Source organism: Paenibacillus sp. FSL H3-0286, from assembly GCF_045040705.1.
In the GTDB taxonomy this organism is placed as follows: Bacteria; Bacillota; Bacilli; order Paenibacillales; family Paenibacillaceae; genus Paenibacillus_AQ; species Paenibacillus_AQ odorifer.
Genome location: NZ_CP150285.1, coordinates 847,466 through 872,465 on the forward strand (window position 1 = coordinate 847,466; position 25,000 = coordinate 872,465).

Annotated in this window: 20 protein-coding genes; 11 read left to right on the top strand and 9 right to left on the bottom strand. The window is 44.3% G+C overall.

The features are described from left to right. Nucleotides 1-157: 157 nt before the first annotated feature. Nucleotides 158-3,523, top strand: a complete 3,366-nt coding sequence (locus tag MHB37_RS03730) for a HEAT repeat domain-containing protein (protein ID WP_405168957.1) — start codon at nucleotides 158-160, stop codon at nucleotides 3,521-3,523. 82 nt (nucleotides 3,524-3,605) lie between these two features. On the opposite strand, the gene MHB37_RS03735 is transcribed toward MHB37_RS03730, so the two are convergent. After that, the gene (locus tag MHB37_RS03735; RefSeq protein ID WP_405168958.1) at nucleotides 3,606-5,381 is read right to left on the bottom strand and encodes an ABC transporter ATP-binding protein; all 1,776 of its coding nucleotides are present in this window, start codon (nucleotides 5,379-5,381) and stop codon (nucleotides 3,606-3,608) included. Continuing rightward, nucleotides 5,368-7,143, bottom strand: coding sequence for an ABC transporter ATP-binding protein (locus MHB37_RS03740; protein WP_076098706.1), 1,776 nt, complete (start codon nucleotides 7,141-7,143; stop codon nucleotides 5,368-5,370). The genes MHB37_RS03735 and MHB37_RS03740 overlap by 14 nt, the downstream gene beginning before the upstream one ends. A 274-nt stretch (nucleotides 7,144-7,417) precedes the next feature. On the opposite strand from MHB37_RS03740, the gene MHB37_RS03745 reads away from it, so the two are divergent. From MHB37_RS03745 to MHB37_RS03755, 3 genes are all read left to right on the top strand, one after another. Further along, nucleotides 7,418-8,119 (top strand): ABC transporter ATP-binding protein, encoded by a 702-nt coding sequence (locus MHB37_RS03745; protein WP_036684849.1) that lies wholly within the window; start codon nucleotides 7,418-7,420, stop codon nucleotides 8,117-8,119. A 13-nt stretch (nucleotides 8,120-8,132) separates the two neighbouring features. Next, nucleotides 8,133-10,778, top strand: a complete 2,646-nt coding sequence (locus MHB37_RS03750) for an FtsX-like permease family protein (RefSeq protein WP_076190107.1) — start codon at nucleotides 8,133-8,135, stop codon at nucleotides 10,776-10,778. 859 nt (nucleotides 10,779-11,637) lie between these two features. Further along, nucleotides 11,638-11,925: a hypothetical protein gene (locus MHB37_RS03755; RefSeq protein WP_179086251.1), complete on the top strand. Its 288-nt coding sequence runs from the start codon at nucleotides 11,638-11,640 to the stop codon at nucleotides 11,923-11,925. 143 nt (nucleotides 11,926-12,068) lie between these two features. On the opposite strand, the gene MHB37_RS03760 is transcribed toward MHB37_RS03755, so the two are convergent. Then, nucleotides 12,069-12,515, bottom strand: a complete 447-nt coding sequence (locus MHB37_RS03760) for a GNAT family N-acetyltransferase (RefSeq protein ID WP_405168959.1) — start codon at nucleotides 12,513-12,515, stop codon at nucleotides 12,069-12,071. A gap of 21 nt (nucleotides 12,516-12,536) precedes the next feature. Then, nucleotides 12,537-13,526 carry a DUF4003 family protein gene (locus tag MHB37_RS03765; protein WP_405168960.1) on the bottom strand — a complete coding sequence of 330 codons (990 nt, stop codon included), beginning with the start codon at nucleotides 13,524-13,526 and terminating at the stop codon, nucleotides 12,537-12,539. A gap of 223 nt (nucleotides 13,527-13,749) precedes the next feature. On the opposite strand from MHB37_RS03765, the gene MHB37_RS03770 reads away from it, so the two are divergent. Further along, entirely contained in the window at nucleotides 13,750-14,592 is an 843-nt protein-coding gene (locus tag MHB37_RS03770) for an aldo/keto reductase (RefSeq protein WP_248549431.1), read from the top strand. 44 nt (nucleotides 14,593-14,636) lie between these two features. Here MHB37_RS03770 and MHB37_RS03775 read toward each other — a convergent pair whose 3' ends face one another. Further along, nucleotides 14,637-15,203 carry a TetR/AcrR family transcriptional regulator gene (locus tag MHB37_RS03775; RefSeq protein WP_076128582.1) on the bottom strand — a complete coding sequence of 189 codons (567 nt, stop codon included), beginning with the start codon at nucleotides 15,201-15,203 and terminating at the stop codon, nucleotides 14,637-14,639. 194 nt (nucleotides 15,204-15,397) lie between these two features. Here MHB37_RS03775 and lpdA point away from each other — a divergent pair, with 194 nt between their 5' ends. The 3 genes from lpdA to MHB37_RS03790 are packed head-to-tail and all read left to right on the top strand — an operon-like array spanning nucleotide 15,398 to nucleotide 18,553. Continuing rightward, complete coding sequence (gene lpdA / locus MHB37_RS03780) at nucleotides 15,398-16,792, top strand: dihydrolipoyl dehydrogenase (RefSeq protein ID WP_076185117.1); 1,395 nt, start codon at nucleotides 15,398-15,400, stop codon at nucleotides 16,790-16,792. Next, nucleotides 16,789-17,418 carry an HlyD family efflux transporter periplasmic adaptor subunit gene (locus MHB37_RS03785; RefSeq protein WP_076308495.1) on the top strand — a complete coding sequence of 210 codons (630 nt, stop codon included), beginning with the start codon at nucleotides 16,789-16,791 and terminating at the stop codon, nucleotides 17,416-17,418. Before lpdA ends, MHB37_RS03785 begins: the two co-directional genes overlap by 4 nt. Next, nucleotides 17,402-18,553 carry an ABC transporter permease gene (locus tag MHB37_RS03790; protein ID WP_405168961.1) on the top strand — a complete coding sequence of 384 codons (1,152 nt, stop codon included), beginning with the start codon at nucleotides 17,402-17,404 and terminating at the stop codon, nucleotides 18,551-18,553. Before MHB37_RS03785 ends, MHB37_RS03790 begins: the two co-directional genes overlap by 17 nt. A 20-nt stretch (nucleotides 18,554-18,573) precedes the next feature. On the opposite strand, the gene MHB37_RS03795 is transcribed toward MHB37_RS03790, so the two are convergent. Beyond that, the gene (locus MHB37_RS03795) at nucleotides 18,574-19,197 is read right to left on the bottom strand and encodes an NAD(P)H-dependent oxidoreductase (protein ID WP_405168962.1); all 624 of its coding nucleotides are present in this window, start codon (nucleotides 19,195-19,197) and stop codon (nucleotides 18,574-18,576) included. 168 nt (nucleotides 19,198-19,365) lie between these two features. Here MHB37_RS03795 and MHB37_RS03800 point away from each other — a divergent pair, with 168 nt between their 5' ends. Further along, the gene (locus tag MHB37_RS03800; protein ID WP_405168963.1) at nucleotides 19,366-20,040 is read left to right on the top strand and encodes a winged helix DNA-binding protein; all 675 of its coding nucleotides are present in this window, start codon (nucleotides 19,366-19,368) and stop codon (nucleotides 20,038-20,040) included. Nucleotides 20,041-20,042: 2 nt separating this feature from the next. Here MHB37_RS03800 and MHB37_RS03805 read toward each other — a convergent pair whose 3' ends face one another. Then, nucleotides 20,043-20,981 carry a YafY family protein gene (locus MHB37_RS03805; RefSeq protein ID WP_076190115.1) on the bottom strand — a complete coding sequence of 313 codons (939 nt, stop codon included), beginning with the start codon at nucleotides 20,979-20,981 and terminating at the stop codon, nucleotides 20,043-20,045. A gap of 99 nt (nucleotides 20,982-21,080) precedes the next feature. Between MHB37_RS03805 and MHB37_RS03810 the strand changes: the two genes are divergently transcribed. Beyond that, complete coding sequence (locus MHB37_RS03810; RefSeq protein ID WP_076190116.1) at nucleotides 21,081-21,530, top strand: VOC family protein; 450 nt, start codon at nucleotides 21,081-21,083, stop codon at nucleotides 21,528-21,530. A 114-nt stretch (nucleotides 21,531-21,644) separates the two neighbouring features. Here MHB37_RS03810 and MHB37_RS03815 read toward each other — a convergent pair whose 3' ends face one another. Together MHB37_RS03815 and MHB37_RS03820 are read right to left on the bottom strand one after the other, a co-directional pair. Beyond that, entirely contained in the window at nucleotides 21,645-22,250 is a 606-nt protein-coding gene (locus MHB37_RS03815) for a hypothetical protein (protein ID WP_139329906.1), read from the bottom strand. Between the two features lie 95 nt (nucleotides 22,251-22,345). Continuing rightward, nucleotides 22,346-23,056 (bottom strand): hypothetical protein, encoded by a 711-nt coding sequence (locus MHB37_RS03820; protein WP_076185106.1) that lies wholly within the window; start codon nucleotides 23,054-23,056, stop codon nucleotides 22,346-22,348. A gap of 152 nt (nucleotides 23,057-23,208) precedes the next feature. Here MHB37_RS03820 and MHB37_RS03825 point away from each other — a divergent pair, with 152 nt between their 5' ends. Continuing rightward, nucleotides 23,209-24,906, top strand: coding sequence for a hypothetical protein (locus tag MHB37_RS03825; protein WP_076190117.1), 1,698 nt, complete (start codon nucleotides 23,209-23,211; stop codon nucleotides 24,904-24,906). The last annotated feature ends 94 nt before the right edge of the window (nucleotides 24,907-25,000 follow it).

Genomic DNA, 25,000 nt, shown 5'->3' on the forward strand with positions numbered 1-25,000 from the left:
GGTAATTCTGAAGGGGGTTGAATAACCAGCTTCAGGGTTACCTTTATTTTTTGATCAACGAAACCAGATGCTGAATTCTAGTTTTTTTAAAGGGGATAGATTAGGGTATAGAGAATAAAGTTCGGGTGGAATAAGAACAGGTTAACGAGGAGGACTTATGATTTTCAAAAGAGATCCATTGGATAAACAGAGCTTACTTAAAGAATTGGATTCGCTAGGTTATTCCGACAGAATCAAGAAAGTAGCAATCCTAGGCCGTGATCATCTCGGATCTGTCCAGTACTCCCAATTACTAGCCTCTTTGCTGGAGGATGGTGTTTATGAAGCACGACTTGCCTTAATCGGCGCCATTGCAACACAAGATGATGCTATTATTCTATCAGCACTGCGGCATCCCAAGGCAAGTATCAGAAATACGGCTGCGGGTCTTTTGGCAAAGGTGGCTTCGGATGCTGATATTGAACGTGAGCTCCCCCATTTATCCCATGATTGCCGCCGCAAGCTTCTGCACAGTATTTCACAGATTAACCGTCAGGAATTAGCAGAACGCTTACTGCCTGTAGTGTACGCCCGGTGGGGGGCGGAGGAAGCCGCGATTATATTGCCGGCCTGTTATTCGGCAACGGTAAGTAAATGGCTTGCTGATATCGGATATGCCATAAAAGACTGGAAGAAATTATCCAGCCGGCATCTTAACGTAGTAGCAGAATACTTTGCAACAACACTGGAAAGCACACCACTTAGGGAAAAAGGCTATGTCTGGTGGAGATTCTCATCAGCTCTGGAGATCCTATGCAATCTGCAGGCAGATTTGGTGCTGGAGTGTGCGCTGAACCATGGACCTATGGGCATCATACATCCTGCGTTAAAAGAACAGCTTGGCACGCTTGTACGCCAAAATCCTAATAAGGTATATCAGCTGTTAACACGAACGGAGTCGCGGAGCGATCTGATTTCTTATGGTGTTCCTGAAGCTGTTCTTAAAAGGAAAAAATATTTATCCATGGATCAATGGATGGAGATAGCGAAACTACTCGCAGATCACCCTATGCACATAGCAAAGCTGCTTCAGAATATTGCACCCTCTAACCGCAAGGTCATTTTCGATGCTGTGTATGAAGAAGATAAACGCAATGAACGCATTTTTCCGGAAAGATTACTATATGTATTACCACATGTCTTGCGTGACAAGGAAGCCACCCGGATGCTTGGCCTTCGTGAAATCAATGATGACCGGGAGAGAACAGTCAGATTTACTGCTTGCCGTTCTATTCTTCATTCAAGAGCGGGACTTGAACAAGCAACACAGGTATCCAGTGCAGACGAACGTGCCACGGCGCTTATGCAGCTGATCAGAAGTACCGTTCTGTCGAGACAGGGCATGAATGAAACTTTGGTGTACCTGGGCCGGATTAAAAATGATCAGGATCCTGTCCGGGGCGCTGTGTTTAAAGAGCTATCGGAAAGTCCTGCGTCTGTGTTCACGGATGCCCATGTACAAGAGCTTACTTTGCTTGTTGATAGTGTTATAGAGGCTAGAGATACCTCATATGGCACAAAATTTTCCGTTCAACAACTGGCGTTTGCTATTCTCCGGCATAACGCATTACTTCCTCACGGTGAGCTGTTTAAGTTTTCTTTAAATACGATTCAGAAATTGGCCAAGCAGAATGGGCAGCTTTCCCTTCCATCCTTGGAGAAGAATTTACCCCGGGGAGTAGAAGAGATTATCTTCGACGAAATTTATACATTAGCTGTACAGGCCAACAAAAGAGAAGACTACAATCTGGTATTAAGCCTAGCTAGCTCATTCGGTAAAAGAGGTTACGGTATTATAAAACTTCAGAATCTGTTAAAGGAAGCAACGAGGGCAAAGGCGGATTCTACAGCCATACAAGCGGCCAGATACTGGCTTGCGCCTCGTACAACGCGTGATGCCAGAGTTAAGGAATTATTAGCTTTAGATAAATCGTATATTACGATCCATGAAGTGTTCCAGCATCTGCATCTGAAGCGTCAGGAATGGCTCGATCCTTTTATTTCAGGAGCTGTCATTAAGGGCAAGTTCCTATCAGGCAAAACTATCTATCTTGTGCCGGCCGCGGATGGATTCCACAGATGGCTGCCACGTCAGCAACAAGCTTTAAGTGCCTTATTAGAAAAAATTGCATACGATGCCAAACGTAATCTTTGGGAGCGTGCAAGCGTTATTAAGATCATGGCAAGCATGCCTGATCTCGGTTCGGATAGGTTACTTGGGCTTATGCAGGATAAGGAAGTAACTGTAGTAGAAGCTGCACTTCATGCCTTTTCGCTTATGGAAGAACCGGAGAAGGCACTTCCCGTTCTGCTAGAGAATCTGGATGGGGACCGGGCCCGTGTAGCCATGTACTCGATACCCAGATGCATCCGCAGGGTGAATCCGGTGTTACTGGTTACCATGCTGAAAGAGCTTCTGAATCGGGATAAGCTGAAGATCACTGTCAGAAAAGAAGCCATCCGCTTACTGGGCGCTTATAGAAGCGATGACAGCCTTCCACTATTGATGAATGAGTTCGAGAAACCCAATGCACACAAGGATGTAATCATAGCCATAGGGCATGCTGCGAAACAGCTTTTAGATGATGAACGCGCTTGGGATATGTTAAGTACAATGGCTTCTTCATCAGAAAGTGACATTGCAGGAAGTTTATTATCTCAACAGCCTAATGCTCTTCCGCTAGACTTTAGACCACGTTATCTAGGATTAATCCTAGAAATCGCAAGGCACCAAGATGCGTATATTGGCAGATATGCTTTCATTTCTATGATGCGGTGGACAAATGGAAATGAAGGGATTGTTGCAGCTGCCACCGCTCAGTCTATTACGGATTTGGAAGACAGCACTAGATGGGAAACTGCTATGAACACGCTGGTAGAAACCTGTCGCGATGGTAAGATCAATGAGGTTGTAGTTGGTGTATGTCAGAGACTGGTTAGTGCAGCGATAAGGGATGAATGGAACGCCACTGCCAAAAGAGATTTGCCTCATCGGCAACGTCTACTGAAATTAGTCAACCAGCTGATAGCGTTGCCAAAAATCACCCGGATGCACCTTATCCCTTTGTATACGGATCTGATTGACTGTCTGGCATCTGATGAGACCTTACAGCAAGCTGTGATGAAATTGTATATAGCAGCAATAGATTGGAATAATGTGAAGGAATCCGCCAATTATCTCAATCGGATGGTTACCACTATTTCAAATCAGCCCCAGCTATTAAGCGATGTTTATAAGCAGGTCGCGTATAATTTAGAAGAGAGCACGGGATACTGGAGTCCGGAAACTTTATTGGAAATTGTAGATGTTCTAGGGTCTGAGAGTCGTTACGAATCTCAGTATATTGGACTTTCGTTGCTTGAAGTTGCCGGAAGTTCTCTATTGTGGAGTCCAGAGCCTGCAGAGCGTCTGCGGTTGTACAGAGATCACACGAACCTTGCGGTTCGCTCACTTGCGCTAAATATTTGGACGGCGATAGATTAGTTTTTGATATTTTTTGAAAATAATAAAACATCAAAAAAGCTCAGGCTGCAAATCGGCCTGAGCTCTTTTGGTGTTTATTCAATTAAGCTTCCATCTTCTGTGCTGTGTAGAGGCGGTAATAAAGGCCCCGTTGTGCGATAAGCTCATCATGTGAGCCGCTTTCCGCGATGCCTTTGTTAGATACGTACATAATACGATCGCAGTTTTTTACGGTGGAGAGGCGATGCGCGATAATGAACGAGGTGCGTCCCTTAAGCAGTTCATTCAGCCCTTTTTGCAATAAGCGCTCAGTCTTCGCATCAATGGAAGAAGTGGCTTCATCCAAGATGAGAATGCGCGGATCTGCCAAAAGTGTTCTTGCGAACGAAATGAGCTGCCGCTGTCCTTGAGACAGCTTGGAGCCACGTTCATTGACCTCTGTCATGTAGCCTTGATCGAATTCACGGATGAATTCGTCGGCGCAAACGGCCTTTGCAGCGGCGATTACTTCTTCTTCGGTCGCATCCAGTCGGCCGTACCGAATATTGTCCAGAATGGTACCGGAGAAGATGAAGCTATCCTGTAACATAATCCCCATCTGACTGCGAAGAGATTTTAACGTCACCTGCGAGATATCCTGGCCGTCGATCAGAATCTGACCACTGGAAATGTTATAAAAGCGTGAGATCAGATTGACGACGGTTGTTTTGCCCGCACCTGTGGGTCCTACCAGCGCGATGCTATCTCCCGCTTTGACCTTGAAGGAGATATTCTCCAGAATATTAAGCCCCGGGTCATAGGCGAAAGTTACATCGTCGAAGGTGACATGGCCCTGTACAGATGGCAGTGTTTTTGCATCCGGGATATCACTGACGGTAACCGGTTCATCCAGCGTTTCGAAGATACGCTCAAGATAGGCAACGGCGTTGATGAAGTTATTGTACAGGTTCGAAAGATTCAGAATCGGCTGCCAGAAGCGGGCAGCGTAGCTGCTCATCGCCAGAATGACACCGAGGGTCATGTCTTGAGGACTCAGTGTTAGTAGGCCTACAAGGAAAATTAATGATGTAACGATCGTAGACAAGTTGTCTACAGAGAACGGAATAAGTAAGTTGTAACGTTGAGCCTTCATCCATTCTTTACGGAAATTACCCGCGAGACGTGTGAAGATTCCTTCGTTACGTTGTTCCCGGGAGAACATTTGTGTCACACCAATACCGCTAATGCTCTCTTGCAGATAGGCGTTCAGGTTGGAGCTTTTGTTGGACACTGCTTGCCATGCCCGGCGTTGCCGGGTTTTGATCAGCAGCATGATGCCAAGGAAGACTGGCAGTCCGGCAAGGATGACAAATGAGAGTCGTACATCGACAGCGAACATGAAGGCTGCGATAAAGAGCAAATTCACGATTTCTAGAATAAAGTTGATAATCCCGTTGGACAACACATCTGAAACGGCGTTGACGTAGTTTACGACCCGGATAAGGATCTTGCCCTGTGGGCGGTCGTCATAATATTTGAAAGGCAATTCTTGCAGATGCTTAAACAAATCCGTTCGGATGTCAAAAATAATATCCTGCCCAACACTCGTCATGATGCGCGAGCGTATCGTAGCCAGATAAACGCTGACCACGATGGTCACAAGCATCAGTGCAGCCCAACCCAGCAGTGCAAGCTTCTCTTTTGCCGGAATGGTCACGTCGATGACATGTTGCATGATCAGCGGAGCCGACAGTGAAATGGCTGCTGAAAGTGCACTGAGCACGAACGCAACAATCATTGGGGTTTTCTTTCGTTTGATATATACCATCGCACGCCGGAAGTGTTTTATATTAAACGGCGATTCAAGATTTTCATCGACGTCAAATTTATTCCTTGCCACTTGCGGTCACCTGCCTTCCAATACCCTCGTTCTGCAGTTTAAACACTTCGTAATAGTAACCACGTTTCGCCAGCAGTTCAGTGTGTGTCCCTTCCTCAACTAGCTTCCCGCCATCCAGAATGAGAATACGGTCGGCTTGCGAGGTAGTAGATACACGCTGCGCAATAATAATTTTCGTACAAGGATAGTCCAGTTCACGTAGACTTTTTTGGATATGCTCCTCCGTCTCAAGGTCGACCGCAGAGGTCGTATCATCGAGAATCAGGATAGGACGGTGTACCGCCAAAGCACGCGCTAAGGCAATACGCTGCTTTTGCCCCCCCGACAGTCCGACTCCGCGTTCCCCGACAACGGTATCATAACCTTCAGGCATTTTGGTAATGAAGTCGTGTGCGGCTGCGAGCTCTGCATAACCCATTGCATCTTCTTCCGGAAGATCAGGATCGCCATAGGCGATGTTTCCATCAATGGTATCAGAGAACAAGAGTACATCTTGGGTCGCCATGCCGATATTTCCACGAAGTTCATCAAGCTCCAGCTGCCGAACATCAACACCGTCTACGAGTACGCGCCCTTCAGCTACATCGTAGAAGCGAGGGATGAGGTTGATGATTGTTGTTTTGCCTGATCCTGTCGCGCCCATGATTGCTACAGTTTCACCGGGTTCAACGGTAAAGCTAATATCGTCCAGTACGATAGCGCTATCATATTTGAAGCGGACATGATCGAATTCAATACGGCCTTCATAACGGCGTTTGTCAGTGACAGTATGCTCATTAACAATATTTGGCCGGGCATAATAGATATCTACGATTTTGGACAAGCTCGCAAAAAAGCGCTGAATGTCGTTGATAATGATACCGATGTTGCGCATAGGGTTGGATATAGCCCAAATAAGCGAAGAGAAGGCCATAAACTCACCGAAGGTGATCCGGCCGTTCATAAGGAACAAACCACCAACCAACATAAGGATTACGTTGAAGCCCTGAGCGAAGGATTCCAGATAAGGAAAATAATCAAGCCATACAAGGGCGGCCTTTTTGTTCGCTGTAGAATAGTTGACATTCTTCTCTGTGAATTTTTCGACCTCGAATTCCTCACGGGCAAAAGCCTTGACCACACGGTTGCCTGAGATATTCTCCTGTGTAGTCGTGTTAAGCTGGGACAGCCGTTCACGCAGGTCAATATACATAGGACGGACGCGTTTAGCGAATATGTAAGCCACGATAAAAATGGGCGGTGACAGGATAAGCATCCACAGCGTCAGTTCCGCATCTATGGTGAAAAAATAGATAACGGCGGCAAGGAAGATCGTTAGCGATTCAATGATCGTCTTAAAAATCCAGGCCATAGAGTGACGGACCATGTCCAGATCGCCTGTCATCTTGGTCATGAGATCGCCGGTGCGATTATGATCGTAGTATTTTCTGTCCTGTCCCTGAATTTTGTTGTACAAATAAATGCGGACATTGTACATCATATTTTGCGAGGATATCTCGTACTGCATGGTCGTGAAATATGCGAGACCTGTGCGCAGTAGAGAAAATCCGATCATGCCCAGACAGAGCATAATCAATAATTGCCGTTCTTGTGTAAGATTCTGCAGGGCGTTGTCACCGGCTATAAACGTATCGACAATGCGCTGACTGATGTACGGATTCACGATTGTAAGACTTGAGCCCACCACCGAAAGGCAGAGTGCCAGAATATATCGCGTCCGGTTTCCCTCTAGGTTCTGCCATAGCCATTTCAGTTCGAACATCTGATCACCTGTTTCTGATTGTTCTTGTTCTTTCACTCTTGCCTGAAAAGAGTAAATAAAACAAAGTGATTATAACATTATCAAATGACTAAGTATCGTTTACGGTAAAATTTCCTTGTTACATTATTGTTACAAAAAAATGAACTTATTAATGATGTGAATTTCACCTTGTGTAATGAGGGTTTGCCATTCGGGCTTGGGCGTTCTAATTATGATAAACTGAGACAATGTAGAGTAATTAGACTTAGTTCGGATAGGGACAGGAGGAAGAGGAATGAGTTTTGTTGCTGTAAAAGGGGAGTACAAGCGTTACAAGATGGGCGAGAATGTAATTGTCGCGAATGACGGGATTGATTTTGAGATAAAAAAAGGTGAATTTGCCGTGATCGTCGGCCCAAGTGGTGCGGGTAAATCTACGGTGCTTAATATTCTGGGTGGCATGGATTCCGCCGATGAAGGTCAGGTCATTGTGGATGGCATTGATATCGCCAAGTTTAGTGCCAAGGAGCTGACAGGCTACCGCCGAAATGACGTAGGTTTTGTATTTCAGTTCTATAATCTAGTACCTAATCTGACCACACTGGAAAATGTTGAGCTTGCTTCGCAGATTTCCCCGCGTGCACTAGATGCACGTAAGGTGCTGGAGGATGTGGGTCTGGGCGCGCGGTTAGATAATTTCCCGGCTCAGTTGTCCGGTGGTGAGCAACAACGTGTCGCTATCGCCAGAGCGTTGGCTAAACAGCCGAAGCTGCTGCTCTGCGACGAGCCGACAGGGGCGCTTGATTATAACACCGGCAAGCAGGTGCTGAAGCTGCTGCAGGATACTTGTCGTAACACCGGGACAACGGTCATCGTAATTACACATAATCTGGCGATCGCTCCGATGGCTGACAGGGTTATAGAGATTAACAACGCTAAGGTACGGAAGATGGTGATCAATCCTTCGCCGGTATCCGTTGACGATATTGAATGGTAAGGAGAAGGCATCTATGAAAAAGCGAGCATTGTGGAAAGATATTTTTCGTGAAATTGGGCATACCAAAGCCCGGTTTATTTCGATTTTTGCAATTATTATGTTAGGCGTCAGCTTTTTTGCCGGAATCAAGGCTACTGGGCCAGATATGTTGAATACAGCTGGAACCTTTTACAAAGAGCAGCGCTTGATGGATCTGAAGGTGCAGACTAACTACGGCCTGACCGAAGACAACATCGGGTTACTCAGAAATGTACAGGGGATCGATGAGATTCAGCCGAGCTATAGTGCAGATGTATTCATAGGTGATAATGCCTTAATACTTAAAGTCAATTCTTACAACACGGATAAACCACTTAATCAATACCGTATTATTGAAGGCCATCTACCGGAGCATTCCGGTGAAATCGTGCTGGACGATAAGCTAGCGGAAGAATATGCGTTGGGTGACAAGGTATCTTTTAGTGGAAACGGTACGGATGCGGAGCTGTCGAACAGCTTCGAAAGACTGGAGTATACTGTAGTTGGCTTTGTTAGAAGTCCACAGTTTATTGAGCAAAGTACCCGGGGCACCAGTGGGATCGGCAAAGGTACGGCGGATGCGTTCGCCGCGATCCCGGAGTCAGATTTCAAGCTTCCGGTGTATACGGAAGCCTATCTGTCCTTTAAGGATACAGCCGGAGTGAAGGCTTATTCGCCGGAGTATGAAGATCTGATCGAACAGCATACCCATGCTGTAGAGCAGGCGATGTCCGGCGTGCCGGAAGCACGGCTTGCTGAACTGCGTGCGGAAGGCGAGAAAGAGCTTTCTGGTGGCCGCGCAAAGGTGGCCGCCGCCGAGCAGCAGCTTGCGGATTTGCAGCGCCAGCCGGAGGAAGTGCAGCAGGAACAGGCTGCAAGTATAAAGGCAATTGCTGCCGGACTTGCTTCTGCCAAAGAGGAATTGGCGGCAGGGGAGCAAAAGCTTGCAGAGCTGGAGCAGCTTAAGGTCTACGTTACTGACCGAAGCGCTAATCCGGGATATGCCGAATATAAAGATAACGCTGATCGGTTGTCGGCGATTGCCAGTGCGTTTCCTGTGTTCTTTTTCCTGATTGCTGCGCTGGTCAGCTTGACGACCATGACACGGATGGTTGAGGAGCATCGCCTGCAGATTGGGACACTGAAAGCACTCGGTTATGGCAATCGCGACATTATGGCGAAATTCCTGGTCTATGGTACACTTGCCAGTCTGGCGGCTTCAATTGCGGGTCTTGCGGTTGGTTTTACCCTGTTTCCGGGTATTATCTACGATGCGTATAGTGCAATCTATAATTTACCGGATATCACGAAGAACTTCTATCTTTCCTATTCGATCATATCCGTTATCGTAGCGTTAATATGTACTACGTTGACGGCGTGGATTGCCTCACGGGTAGAACTACGCAGCAATGCTTCCGTATTGATGCGTCCGAAGGCACCAAAGAGTGGCCAGCGTATTTTACTGGAGCGGATCACTTTTATATGGAAGCGATTGAGCTTTGTCCAAAAGGTTACCGCACGGAATCTATTCCGCTATAAGCAGCGGATGTTCATGACTGTATTCGGCGTGGCTGGCTGTACAGCGCTGATCCTGACGGGATTTGGTCTCAAGGATTCAATTGGCAGCATCGCCGGGTCGCAATTCGGCACGATTATGAAATATGATGCACTTGTGGCACTGCATGAAGATGTGTCTGCCGATGTGCTAAAAGCCTACGACCAACTAATCACTGGTGAATCTGCAGTAACTGGGACGCTGAGTGTGGCGCAAGAACGGATGACCGCACATGCTAGTGGTGTAAATGACCAAGAGGTTCATCTGTTCGTTCCTACCTCTGTTAACTCTTTATCCGATTTCGTGGAGTTGCGTGATCGAAAAAGTGGAGAAGGACGGATGCTTACGGATGATGGGGTTATTATCTCAGAGAAGCTGGCTAAGCTGTATGGGCTGGAGTCTGGTGATAAATTGACCGTGGTGGACAAAGATAATGAAACATTCGAGATTGAGGTCGCGGCGATTACAGAGAATTATGTAATGCACTATGTTTATATGACACCGGCGTATTATGCTTCTGTGTTCGGAGAAAAACCAGTATTCAACACAGAACTTCTGAACTACACCGCACATGATAAAACATGGGAAGACAAATTTGGTGAGAAGCTGACGGCTAATGAGGGCGTCGCTGCCATCAGCTTTTCCAGCAGTGTAGGTTCCGCCTTCGATGAGACTATGAAGAGTATGGACGTTGTAACTTTGGTGCTCATTGTTTCAGCGGCGGCGTTGGCTTTTGTCGTCCTCTACAATTTGACCAATATCAATGTGTCCGAGCGGATCCGGGAGCTGTCAACCATTAAGGTACTGGGCTTCTACGACAAGGAAGTAACCATGTATATTTACCGCGAGAATATGCTGCTTAGCCTACTCGGTATTGTGGCTGGATCGGGTCTCGGCATAGTGCTGCATAGCTTCGTCCTGAAGACGGCCGAGCTGGATGCGACGATGTTCGCTCCGATCATCAAGTGGCCAAGTTATATTTATGCGGCGCTCCTAACCCTCTTGTTCTCCGGTATAGTCATGGCGTTCATGCATATTAAGCTCAAACGAATCCATATGATAGAGGCTTTGAAGTCGGTGGAATAGCATCTAAAAACGCCATAGCTGCGGCTCTTTCTATGAAATAGCTTCACTGGAGTCCGAAACTATGCCTCAAAGGCGATAAATGAGCAAATAGCGTCCTCTGGGTCCGTAAGGAACAGGGGATAGTTAGGACCCGACGCTATCGTTCGTTATCGCTGCCATCCGATGATTTCTGACGATATTGTTTGTTATCTGAATCTATGCCCGACGCTATCGGACCCAGATGACCTTAAACGACGGATTATCCGCCATTTGGAATGTTATCGGACTCCATAGCAGCTATTGGCATAAAAAACGCCAGAAATGAGGCTCTTTCTATAGAATAGCGACACTGGAGGCCGAAACTATGCCTCAAAGGCGGTAAATGAGCAAATAGCGTCCTCTGGGTCCGGAAGCAAGTTGGGATGGTTAGGAACTGACGCTATCGGACGCTAACGGACCCAGATGACCTTAAACGCCGGATTATCCGCCATTTGAGATGTTATCGGACTCCATAGCAGCTATTGGCATAAAAAACGCCAGAAATGATGCTCTTTCTATAGAATAGCGACACTGGAGTCCGAAACTATGCCTCAAAGGTGATAAATGAGCAAATAGCGCCCCCTGGGTCCGGAAGTAACTGGGGATGGTTAGGAACTGACGCTAGCGGATTCCATCGGACCCAGATGACCTTAAACGCCAGATTATCCGCCATTTGCCATGGTATCGGACTCCATAGCAGCTATTGGCATAAAAAACGCCAGAAATGAGGCTCTTTCTATAGAATAGCGACACTGGAGTCCGAAACTATGCCTCAAAGGTGATAAATGAGCAAATAGCGTCATCTGAGTCCGGAAGCAACAGAGAGCATTGATTTGGCGATGTGCACGAGGGTATATGCGTAGATTTAGAAGTAGTTGCAGAAGTAGAAGTAGAAGTAGATGTAAAGGTAGAAGCAGAAGTAGATGTAAAGGTAGAAGCAGAAGTAGATGTAAAGGTAGAAGCAGAAGCAGATGTAAAGGTAGCAGTAGAAGTAGAAGTAGCTGTAGCAGTAGAAGTAAATGTAGATGAAGAAGTAGAAGTAGATGCAGATGTAGATGTAGATGCAGAAGTAGATACAGCTGAGCCGAATACTCGGAGCCGCTTCGCCTATCTCCGCCTCTTCTTATAACTCCTCCTATCCGCTCCTAGCTTCGCCAACCTAAACTGCAGACAACTAAACAACAGAGCAGCGTTCTCAAACGAGAGAATCGCTGCTCTGTTGTCTTTTTACAATATTAAAATGCATTGAACTGTCTCCTGCATAGGAAAAAGCTACTTCAGCGACATGTGCAGGATAGGAAAAGGATTACCTTGTTCGTCGAGTGCTGAACGCTCAAAAACCTGAAATCCCATATGCTCATAGAAACCTAAAGCTTGGTGATTTTGCTCATTCACATCCACGAGGTGTACGGCGAGTTTCTGCATGACATAAGCTACTAGCGCTTTTCCAACCCCTTTTCCCATTGCAGCAGGTTCTACGAACAGCATTTCAATCTTTTTATTCTGAACCCCTATGAAGCCAAGCAACTGTTCCTCATCATCTGTAAAAGCAAACAAATCGCTTATGCCCTCAAGCGCCTGCGTGACCAGCGGCCGCAAAGCATCAATATCCTGCTCGGATAGAAAAAGATGAGTATGCCGCACGGATGATTCCCAAATGTTCAGTAGACGGTTTAACAATTCTTCATTTCTAGTTGTGAAGATTTTTATTGAGTCCATATCTTTCCCTCACGATTCAATCTAATTCGAAGAAGAAGCTGCAGCCGCAGCTGATGCAGCCGCTGCCCCGGCAAGAGCAGCCTGTTGCGCAATTATAATATTGGTAATGTTGGTAGAAAGCATCGTAGTTAATACGCCGTTTTGCACATCCTCCACAGATCTGAAGGCTACCAGTGCAGAAGACAAGAGCAGTAATTCCTGCTTGCCAATAGACCAGTTCCCGAAGCCCTTTTTTGTACGCAAAAATTCGTAAGTCTCCGAGACATCAGTAACGATGTCCTCCTTGTTGCAAGGGAGCAGGGATAACACGCCCAGTGAGGAGAGGGTATATTCCTTGTCTAGCCGGATACCCTGTGCACGAAATGCATCTCTTAATGCCAATACACGGTCCGCTGCTTGAGGGGCTTCTTCCCCAAGAACCAATACCTGGGTCAGGGCTTGCACACTGTTGCCTGACATAAACTCGGGCTTAAGCGTTACATAGAGCTGCTCCATGCGGTCCACGCCACTCTCAACATCGATATCGGAAAGACCAAGCATCGCGGAGAAGATATAATCGTCCTGTCCGGTAAGGAAACGATGTTTTGCCTTCATACTATCGTAAAATAGCTTTGCCCGTTCTACCGTATGCTGATATTGATCCGATGTTGCATTAGCAGCGATTTGATAGGCAGCAACGACGAGATAATCAGAGGCTCTGAATTTGGCTTCCTTCATTAAATCATACACGGCAAGTGTGTTTGCAAGCAGAGTTTCCTTCTCGTCAGAAAGAGAGAGTAGGGCGGCAATGCTGATCACCGAAGCCCCTCTAAATTGAGAGAAAATCCCGGTACTCTCCTTAATTAGCTCATAGCTGGCACGGATGGCTTCGTCATCTGCAACTTTGTCTTCTACAGCATACAATAGTGCCGCTAACCGATTAACCATTGCATTTTGCCATGGGAAAGCTTTTTTGATCCTCTGAGCGTTGTCTGCGAACAATTCAAGCCTAGCTGGATATTGCTCCTTCATTGGATACACCTCTTATCTCTACTTTTAATTCATAATATTACGAAAATCCTGTGTTGTAGATTCATTTTACTATAAAAAATAAATCGGATGCCCACGAAAGCGGCTTACTAATAGGCTAGAGGTTGTTCAGGTGACCCAATGATTGAGTTTACTATGAGGATGTTATAATAATTATAAGATGGATCGACAGGGGTTTAAATGACAACAAAGGAGAAGAGCGACGATGACTGAGAGAATACCTGAAATCGTATTGAACGATGGAGTGAAGGTGCCTGCGATTGGTTTTGGTACCTACGCGTTAAACGGAACTGAGGGAGCACAAAACATCACTAAGGCGATTGATGTTGGCTATCGTCTGATCGACACTGCGTTTAATTATGAGAACGAAGGTGCTGTAGGCCAGGCTGTTCGGCAAAGTTCTGTGCCTAGGGAAGAGCTACTCATTACTTCCAAACTGCCAGGACGCCATCACTCTTATAAAGAAGCGTTGTCTACTATACAGGAGTCTTTATTCAGAGCCGGATTGGATTACTATGATTTCTATCTCATCCACTGGCCTAATCCTAGAGTGAATTTATATGTTGAGGCCTGGCAGGCGATGATCGAGGCACGTAAGCAAGGTTTGATTCGCTCCATCGGTGTATGTAACTTTTTGCCGGAGCATATTGAACGTTTGATACAAGAAACTGGTGTAGCGCCGAGTATGAATCAGATTGAGCTGCATCCTCATTTTAATCAGGAAGAACAGCGTGCATGGAACAAAGAGCATGGGATAGTGATTGAATCGTGGAGTCCATTGGGACGGGCTAGCAGTGTACTGGAAAATGAGGAAATAGCGGAAATAGGCAAGGTTCATAATAAATCGATATCGCAAGTTATCTTACGTTGGCATATACAGCTTGGGGCTATTCCCATTCCAAAGGCTTCTTCTCTAGAGCATCAGCGTGATAATCTGAATATTTTTGATTTTGAATTATCGGAAGCTGAGATGACCGTTATTTCCGGATTAACCTCGCCAACAGGTCGCATAGCTGATCAAGATCCCGCATCGTATGAAGAATTTTAATAAATTTAACTACAACACGCCATTTATTGGCGTGTTTTTTTATATTAGGCTCTTACTAGCGCTTTGGCATACTGTTTGCCAGACGAGAGTAGGTTGTCGCTCAGTTCAGGATCTTTAACCGTCCGTGCAAGAACAAGGGAGCCAACCATAGTACTGAACAGTGCACTACCTTTGGACGCGTCAATTCCCGCCAGATTAGAGATAAAAGCAATCATCCGTTCCAGTTCCTGCGTGAATACCTGCCGAACTTCTTCTGAGGAACGGGATATTTCGCTAGAAAGGGCAGGGATAATGCAGCCCATCTCCATTTTGTCGCGGTGATACGGACTTAAATAATAATCAATGACAGCATTGATTTTGGGGTTCTGCTCTTCCTGGTCAGCGACCTTCTGCAGAAGTGCGATGGTATCGCTGATGGCATACCGGCAGGCTTCCGCGACAAGCTGTTCTTTGTTGTCAAAATGGGAATAAAACCCGCCATGAGTTAATCCGGCCCCCTTCATAATGAACGGAACGCTTACATCGTGAATACCGTTGGTGCGAAAAGCCTGAGCAGCACTTTCAACGATTTTATTTCGAACTTTTATTTTATGACCTTTGGGATACGGCATTGTAATCACTCCACAGCTTCATAGTTCTACTTTTAAAATATTATAGGCGTCATAATAAAGCCTGTCAATTTAGCGATTCTGAGAAAGTTAGCTTGTGAAAGGCGAGGCAAGGTTATTGACTGTTTTAAAATATGATGGTAATAATATATTACGATCATCATATTTTAAAACAGTTCAACAGGAGGTATCAGGAGATGAGTAAGCTTGAAGCCGTAGAAACATTGGTCATTGGATCAGGTCCGGGAGGTTATGTGGCGGCGCTGCGATCTGCACAGCTTGGGATGAAAACGGCGATTGTTGAACGCAACCAGCTTGGCGGAGTCTGCACGCATGTTGGATGTATCCCATCCAAAGCATTAATTGCTGAATCACATCGCTATGATTTGCTCAGTCCTTTCAATTTTGTAGATGCGTCAGCATCTTTTAAAAATGCTCAGGATTTTAAACAAGGAGTTGTGAATAAGCAGGCAGGTGGAGTCAGTTATTTATTAAAGACTGCTGGGGTGAGCATTTTCGAAGGAGAGGCTAGCTTGGTGGATGAACATACAGCTATCATCAGTCAGTCTGGACAGGAGCAAACCTTATCCTTTAAAAACGCTATCCTGGCTACAGGATCTCGTCCGATTGAGCTGCCAGCCTTTCCTGTTGGCGGACGTATTTTGTCTTCCACAGAAGCACTGTCGCTCCCTGAGATTCCAACTAGCCTAGTAGTTATAGGTGGGGGCTATATTGGTGTCGAGCTGGGGCAGATGTATGCCAAATTCGGAACAAAGGTAACGATTCTGGAAGGGGGAGAACAAGTGCTGCCTGGATTTGAGGCGGAGCTTGTGAGCCCTGTTGGAACGCAGCTGAAAGCCGATGGCATGAAAATTATTACCGGAGCGACAGCTGTGGACGTAGTGGAGAGTGCAGATACCATTACACTGCATTATTTAAAAAATCAGGAACAGCAGCATGTTACAGCGGAATATGTGTTAGTTACTGTGGGCAGAAAACCAAATACAGACGGCAATTTAGGACTAGATCGCATAGGCTTGCCAGTGACGAGTAGGGGATTGATTGCGACGGACGAACAGTGCAGAACAGCTATCCCGCATATTTTTGCAATTGGAGATATTACGGCAGGCCCGACTCTCGCTCATAAGGCATCGTACGAAGCAAAGATTGCGGCAGAGGCCATTGCAGGTCTCTCCTCCGAAGTTGATTATCGAGCCATCCCGCTCGTTGTTTTTTCGCACCCAGAGCTGGCCAGTGTCGGCTTAAGTGAAACAGAAGCAAAGGCAAGAGGCATTTCGCTGGTTATTGGCAAATCCTCCTTTGGGATTAACGGAAGAGCCTTGGCCTTGAGGGAGACGGAAGGTTTCGTCAAGCTTGTAGCGGACCTAAATTCAGGAGTCGTAGTGGGTGCGCAAATCGTTGGAGTAGAGGCATCCACACTCGTGTCGGAGCTTGCTCTTGCTATTGAGATGGGAGCCACTGTGGAGGACTTGGGGATGACCATTCACCCTCATCCCACATTGGGAGAAGTAATTATGGAGGCTGCTGAAAATGCAGTTAAAAAAATGGTGATGAAAGAGAGTGGAAAATGAAGATAAAAGCAGGACTATATATAGGAATTGCGATTGTGCTGATTGTTGGAGGGGCGCTTCTTGCTGTAAAAGGAAAGGATGCAGTCAGTCAGGCTGAGAGCAGGAAACAAGGGATTCTGGATGCGGAGCAGAAGACAATATTTTATCAGAATAGTCCAGGGTCAATTGTCGAGGTCGGTGTGGCTGCAGGTGATTCTATAAAACAGGGAGAGGTGCTGTTTAAGGTTAAATCTGCTGAAGGAGAAACGGATGTAGTTGCGCCGGAGGACGGATCAGTCAACAAGATTATTGTAAAGCCGGGAGATCTAGTCCAGCTAGGAATGCCAATGGCGGTTTTGCAAAAAAACAACTTTTATACAGATCTCTACATACAAGAAAGTGAAATCCAAAAGCTAGAGGTGAATCAAAGTATTGGCGTTCATTTTCCATATTTGGAGCACCCAACGGAGGTGACAGGTGTAATTACATCTATCGCAGCCGCGCCTCAATTTGCGAGCTTACGTATGTCACGTGAAAAAGGGCAAGCCGATTTAAGCATGTTTCTTGTCCGTGTAACTATGGATGGGAATGCTGATTTGCTTCCGGGGATGACAGCGGAGGTGAAGCTCGATGAAGTCACTGATTGACGAATGGAAGTACGTGGTGGGCAGTAAGTATTTACGCCTGATTTTTATAGGTCCGCTTATTGCGGCCCTATTTTTTGGCTTAATGTTCTCGAAGAACCAAATCAGCGAATCGCATGTTGTTGTCATTGATGAGGATCACAGTTCGTATTCACGACAGCTGATCTCAAAGATAAATGCCTCTCCATATATGAACGTAACAAATGTGTACTCCAGCCGCCTGAACCCAGAGACGTTACTAGCAAATGAGCAGGCTGTAGCGGTCATCATGCTTCCCAAAGAGTTGGGGCAACATCAGCAGCAGGGGATATCAACGAATATTGGCATCTTAATGGATAATACAATGCCATCAGGGTTAACCGGCATCCGGACTGCGATTCAGGAAGTCATCCAGACGGAAAATGTGACTCTTTCTATGACCCGGCTCCTCCAAAAGGGGGTGGATGCCGAAACCTCTAAAGGGCTTGCTTCTCCGTTATCTCTCCAGCAGCGGGTGTTGTTTAACCCGACCACAAGTTATGTGGGTTTTATGGTCATTGGATTTGTGAATATTGTGGTGCTGATGATTACAACAAGCGCAGCGGGTTCAATTGTCCCTCGGTTGCGGCAGGAGGGGAAACTCTTTGCAAACGGGAAGTCTCCTTGGCAGATTTGGGTTCGCAGTGTACCTTACGCTGTTTTGACCACTATTTCGCTGCTCCTATGTTATGGCTTATTAAAGCAGGTGGGGGGAATGCGCTTTGAAGCAGCGCCTTATCTGTTTATTATTCCACTGTTTGTATATGCCTTTGCCTTGTCGCTTATGGGTCTGTTGATTGGTTATACTGCCAAAGACGTGTCCAAAGTTAATTTACGAACCAATTTCGTGTTGTATCCGTCGTTTCTTGCTACTGGAATCCAGCTGAGTCCACTTGCCTTTCCAGAGTTCTTTCAAATTTCCGCATGGGTATTACCTATGAACTGGCTTAATCGCCTCATACGTGGAATGGCTTTTCGGGATGGGGCGCTAACAGCCTACAGTCAGGAGCTGGGGGCGCTGCTGATGATTATCGGCGTTGTATCCTTATTCATTGGATTGCTGGTGCTTAGGGAGATGAAGAAACCAGAGATTCAGTTCTCAGAATCAGTCAGCGCTTGAGTAATTTGATCTAGTCTAGTTTAGTCCAGTCGTGCAAACCGTTGTTCTGTTTTATCAAGATGCTTCACCCGCTCTTCTAAGCTGCGATCTGACATCCCGGCATAATTATACCAACGGAGGTTCTTCCGTATTCCCATTTTGCGGAAGGTGCCTCTGAATAGAATTTTGGTGATGGGGTTGCCAAAAATCCAGCGATAAAAGAAGTCGGGCGTGTTCATTACGGTCAGCAGGGACACTCCTTTAATATTCGGGAGCAAGCATTTGAAGGGCCGCCCAGGTTTAGTTTCTTTGTAGACAATGCCTTTTGCGAATACCTTATCAAGAAAACCTTTGGTAAGAGCGGGCATGGCTTCCCACCATATAGGGAAAATGAAGACAATATGATCCGCTACTATAAGACGCTGCTGATAATTGGCGACTAGCGGGTCGGTGGTTCTCTTTTGCCGCCAAGCAGTGAGTTCTTCGTGCGACATGACTGGATCAAATCCATTGGCATGCAGATCGATAAGATCAATCGTATGGCCTTTGGTGGTGAGACCTCGCATTACGGAGGCTAATAAGGCTGCGGAATAGCTTCGCTGATGGGGGACATTCTCGGACGCTGTTGCTCCGTATGGATGATCAAAAATAATTAAGACATTCATATAAATACCTTCTTTTCGTATTATTGTTTCCTTGAAATAAAATATTAACTATGGAAACAATAATACGTTTTAAGTTTCCTTGTTGTCAATATTATTTCTAGGAAACTTTATTTATGATCTGTGTCTTGTTAAAATGAGCATAAGATGAATTTACGAGGAGACTTAACAGTGACGCATTCTTTCGAGAACTTACCTAATAAGGATATTTTGATAAAAAAACTGATAGAGATGATTCCCCAATTACAAAAGCGATTTCAATCGGAGGATGACGAAGAGAAGGAATGGTTGATTCAGAACTGCAGTAATCCCCTTATCATTGATTTCCTCCAAGACTCCACAGTCATGATGCTGCATGTAATAGATGCAATTGGACAGCTTGAGCCGGTGAATGGCACTACCATTTCGAAGCAATTCGGAATTCCAAAAGGCAGCGTGTCCAAAATCACTAGAAAATTAGTGCAACAGGAAATTATTCGCACGGAGTTTCTCCCCGATAATAAAAAAGAAGTGCTTTTTCTTACAACACCTCTGGGTAAAGAAATATTCGTTTTGCACCAAGCTCTACATCATCAGATGAATAAAGGGATAAACCGGTTTCTACAGAGATATAATACAGATGAATTGTTATTTATAATCCAAGCCTTCGAGGATACTTTGGAAGCGTCATGGGTTCATTCGGAATCGGTTGCTGAAAAAGAATTATTAACTGCCGGAGAATCTCTTGAGCCAGTGGAAAACGATGAAATGAGTCAAATCGTAGACATGCTTAACCAACTTGATACGCGTAACCTCAAAAAGGCTAAGGCAGTTCTCCAAGCTGTGTTTTTTACCCCTTTTGCTTAGTTTTATATTTTTTGATAATGATTTACGAGTTGCTCTAATTTATCTTTGATTATTTGTTTTAAGGCTTCAGGTTTCACGGATGTAACAGCATGACCATATCGCATAAAATAATTAGCCAAGAAATCTTCTTCACCTGGATTATAGAATCCCTTAATGACTGTTTTCGGACCCACCTCTATTTCCATAGAAGGATAATGTTCTTTATAAAAAATATCCTTTGCTTGTTCCGCAATCTCAACTTCAAAGTCAATACTTTTCGCAGACTGATAGATTTCTAATGAACGACTAAGAAGTTCTTCTATAGAATAACGAGCCTTGCTTTCCTCTTCTTCAATGAAGGTTATTCGATCACATCTAAAAACTCTATATGTATTCGTCGTAAGCTCTATTCCAGTGGCATACCATTGACCAAACCTAGCGGAAATCCTAAAGAATTGAACAGGGTAGCTTTTTGTTTGGTTTTCTTTTGTATATGCAATGTTACAGGCACTCTCATTTAGAATACTTGCTAGGATTTTATCTAAAAAACGGCTGACATGCTTATGCTGATACATTTCGAATTGCAGGACCTTTTTCATTTTGTGAATTTGGTTGATTTGTGTACTCGAAAGACAGTGCTCGAACTTTTCGTTTAGCTTGTTAACACTCAGATGAAAGGGTGTAGATTGATAAGATTCTAACGTCAGCATGGCAAAATACAGCGCATAGACTTCATCTATCGTGAAAATAATAGGGGATAACAATCTGTTTTTTAGAATACCATAACGTCCGTGTCTTCCATGTTCTGCGAAAATAGGCATACCTAATTGTTCTAATGAACTAATATCGCGTAGAGCTGTGCTTTTTGAAATAGCGTATTTATCCATGAGATCACTTAAATTAAAGAATTCTCGACTGTTTAAGTACCTCATCATGTCATTTAATCGTTCTGATTTTTTCATATATAAAACTCCTTATAAAGGTGTCATGTTTTGATACCTTTATATAGGATAATAAGTTTAAGGCCAGATATCAAATATATAAAAGGAGAGATTTATACTATGAGTACAACACTAGAAGTAGCTATTTTTTTATCGATGAATGGAAGAGCTAAGGAAGCTATAGAATTTTACAAAGAACATTTTAACGCAGAGGAATTGCTACGTGTCACCTATCAACAACTAGCAGAGCGTGACAGCTCCATACAGCTTACGGATGAAAATAAGGATTATATTACTCACTCTGTCCTGTTAATCGGAAAAACAAAAATAATGATAGCAGAAGATACAATGAATACGAATGAGGAATATACAGTGGGCAATAACACTTCATTATGTATTCAAAGTGCTGACTTAGAGGGGATTGAAGGTTTTTATAAAAGCTTAATCACAGACGAGCGCGTGAAAATTATTGCTCCTTTATCTAGCAATGTGTTTAGCAAAGCCTACGGTATCATTGAAGATCCCTTTGGTATTCAAATCCAACTCATGTTTGATGAAAGATTACATTAAAAAAGCTTCCTGCTTCTAAAACAAACTAAGTTTAATATTCAGCCGACTAAATTTCAGGTGTATTGTCCTGAGTTTGGCCGGCTTTTTTTGAGAGTGCTATCTGAGGAATATAAATTATTTCAATTCCCCGGTGTCCTTCATATATTGATAATGCTGAGTGAGCTGCTGAAGGGTCGTTTCTTCATTAAAACTGAAATCATTCGATAAAAAGTAAGCGCGTGAGAGATCCTTTTGATTTTCAAACTGGTAAGGCAGTTCATCAATGCGCCTTCCTCCCACGCGGCTGATCTCTGGGAATTCAGCAATCGCTTGAGACATTGCATAAATCTTTTGGGAGAACTCTGGGATTGAATTTGGTGGAATTGAAATCACATAATCGGTGGTTCTCAGGAACTCGAGAAAGCTAGTTTGGGTGAAATCTGTTTTCTGATAAGCTTCCCAAATAGCATCGGTATTCACGGGTTTACCCAGAATCCTTTGATAGACATCTGCATATTTTTTAATCCAGAGGACTTCCTCGTAATTCTTAGAAACGTTATATTTATCAGTTTTGTGAAGAGGATACTGGATAATGTACTGTTGGTAGTTAAATTTGATGTCTGGATTGAGCTTAGGGTAGAGCTCCAAAATGTCGGATCCATCGTCATTTTTTCCTATGACTCTTGAATATTCAAAATCAATAAAATAGTATGCCTTCATATATGCTAGAGCATTCTTCACATATTTATCTCCTGACTTGTGACTCCCCGAGAAGCACCCTGTCAACAGAATACAGCAAATGATCATCAGAATGGAGATTTTATAAGAGCCTCTCATCACTCATTCCCTTCTTTCATCTGTTCATAACTGCTAACAAATTGCCTATAGATTTCATAAGAGTCGTATGGTTCAGCAGAAGCGAAATTGTGGCGGATCAATTGCAGCTTTGTACTGCCTTCAAATCTGTATGGAAGTGCTATGGTGGAACCGAGCTGATTGACTAAATTCGGAGAAGGTGGTCTGTGCGGATAGAATCCCTTTATAATCTCATAAAAGTCCTTGGATAACGGAATGAAATCTTTTTCGGTAACTCCATCGATGATATATGGTGCGGTTCCATCCCTCTCGTATGTAGATTTGTAAATCTCCCCATACTTCAGCGTTTCACTGAAATAGTCAGAAGGGAACTTGAAATTTAAATGTCTGGCGTACAATGAAGGGGCATAAGCAAAGAAAAGACCGTCTAGATAACTTTCCTGATGTTGTTCCGAACGAAAAATTGAATAGTATGATTTCGCATAAATGGAACTGGCAAAAAATTTAATGTTCGGATCATTAATGGGAGATAAGATTAGTTTCTCATAACCGTCTTTGTTGGTTACGCCCGTCCGTTCTACTACTTTGAATTGTAGGTTGTATCTTGGGGAGAGTGTGTTCAGAATATCTTTTTCGTATCGATTGCCAGACTTTGGACCTGGTCCACAAGCTGTCAACAGTAGGATTAAGGCTAGAATGATCAGTAAGTAACCATAATTTGTTCTACTCATATACGCCTCCAGTATTTTGAATTTATGTCCATTATATACCATACCCCGTTTTCATAATTAAGTTTAACGCGATTACCGATAAGATTAATAGATGGATACTGTGATTACCAAAAGCATGCCATTGTAATTATGTTTAAATGGAGGAAAGACGGATGAAGAGGATTTTTAGTGTTTTGCTAATTGTATTACTGGTTACACCAGCACTCGGCACTACTACCTTTGCGAGCAGTACGGTGAAGGCTAAGGTAACCGAGAGCAGTACATATTTTGATGGAGAACAGCGGAACCTGAATGGGTTCAACATATCGAATAACAATTATTTCAGACTACGCGATTTGGCAGAGTATTTCTCGGGAACGAGTAGCCAGTTTGATATCACTTGGAATAAAGCGAACAATGCGATTGAGATCATAACTGGACAAGCTTATACGCCCGAAAAGAAAACAACAAGTAACTATTATAGCCGCAATAGAAATTATGCAGCTACGCTTTCAAATTCTAAGGTGCTGGTCAATGGACAGTTGCAGTCTATTACGGCGTACAATATTGATGATAACAATTATTTTCAGTTGAGAGATTTGGCGGGTAAAATTCCGTTCGATATTGAATTTGACGTTCAGTCTGATCGCATATCGTTATTCTCCACAATCCCAGATCATGCTTACCGGGTAAAGACGGCGGCTGTAGCTGAGAGTAATGCGGAATCTTCTTATTTTCCTAGATGGAAAAGTACGGCCTCTTCTTATCTTGTGAATAATAAGGATGGGACTGTAAGTGTTATTGAGGCGAACAAAGAGTTTACGATTGAAACGTACAATGAGAAGTACGAACTAACAGGCAATAAGAGCATTCCTTTTGAGCTTCCGGTGTTTGGTGGCTTCTTTAGTGGGGAGAAGTATAACTATATTGCTTTTGGCCAAGAGAACCGCGAAGAGAATGATAACAAAGAAGTCATTCGTATTGTCCGTTATGATAAAAGTTTCAATAGAGTAGACAGTGTCTCCATAAAGGGTGGGGAGAGCTATACCGTTAGCCCGTTTGATTCAGGCTCCGGTAGTATGGCTGAGGCTGGAGATACGCTTGTATTTCACACCTCACGTACAAGATACACGACAGAAGATAAATTAAATCATCAATCCCAGCTTACCATTATCGTAAATACTAAATCCATGACCGTGACCAATGATCTGGGAAGATTCCAGAAGAATCATGTCAGTCACTCTTTTGACCAATATGTATTGTTTGATGGTGCAGCGCATGTTTTAGTCGATCATGGCGACGCTTATCCCCGTTCGATTGTTCTGAATAAAGGAGACGGAGCCAGTTATAACGAAGTGGACTTATTTAATATTCCCGGCAAAATCGGAGCGAACGCGACGGGTGTTTCTATAGGCGGATTTGAGATGTCCCCGGCGAACTATATAGTCGCTATGAATTCGGTAGATCATTCACTGGTCAAAGAGTATACATCTTATGAGATGGTGGGTTTAGAAACGGACCAAAGGGATGTCATGCTTAGTGTGTTGCCCAAGTCCAACCTGAGCAGTACTTCGGTGAATCACATTACCTTGGCTAAATATGTAGGCACGAACCTGATCGCGTCCATCCCTAAGCTAGTAAAAATCACAGACGACAAAATGATGGTGCTGTGGCAGGAGTTTGATAAAGAGAATCATCCGGGTGATCTGAAATATGTTCTTATAGATGGAGCGGGAAAAGCTACTAGCGAAATCCAAACGATCAAGCATTTTGCCTTATCAGAGTGCAGTCCTATTATTAGTGGAGACAAAATCATTTGGTATACGAACAATAAAGGATCCAGAGTGTTCTATTCGATCCCGTTAAATTAACGGATTCAATTAATAACAAAGTGGGTAAATTAGACTATAAGCTATAAATAGGACCTTCTAAATAGAAGGTCTATTTTTTCACGCAAAAATCACA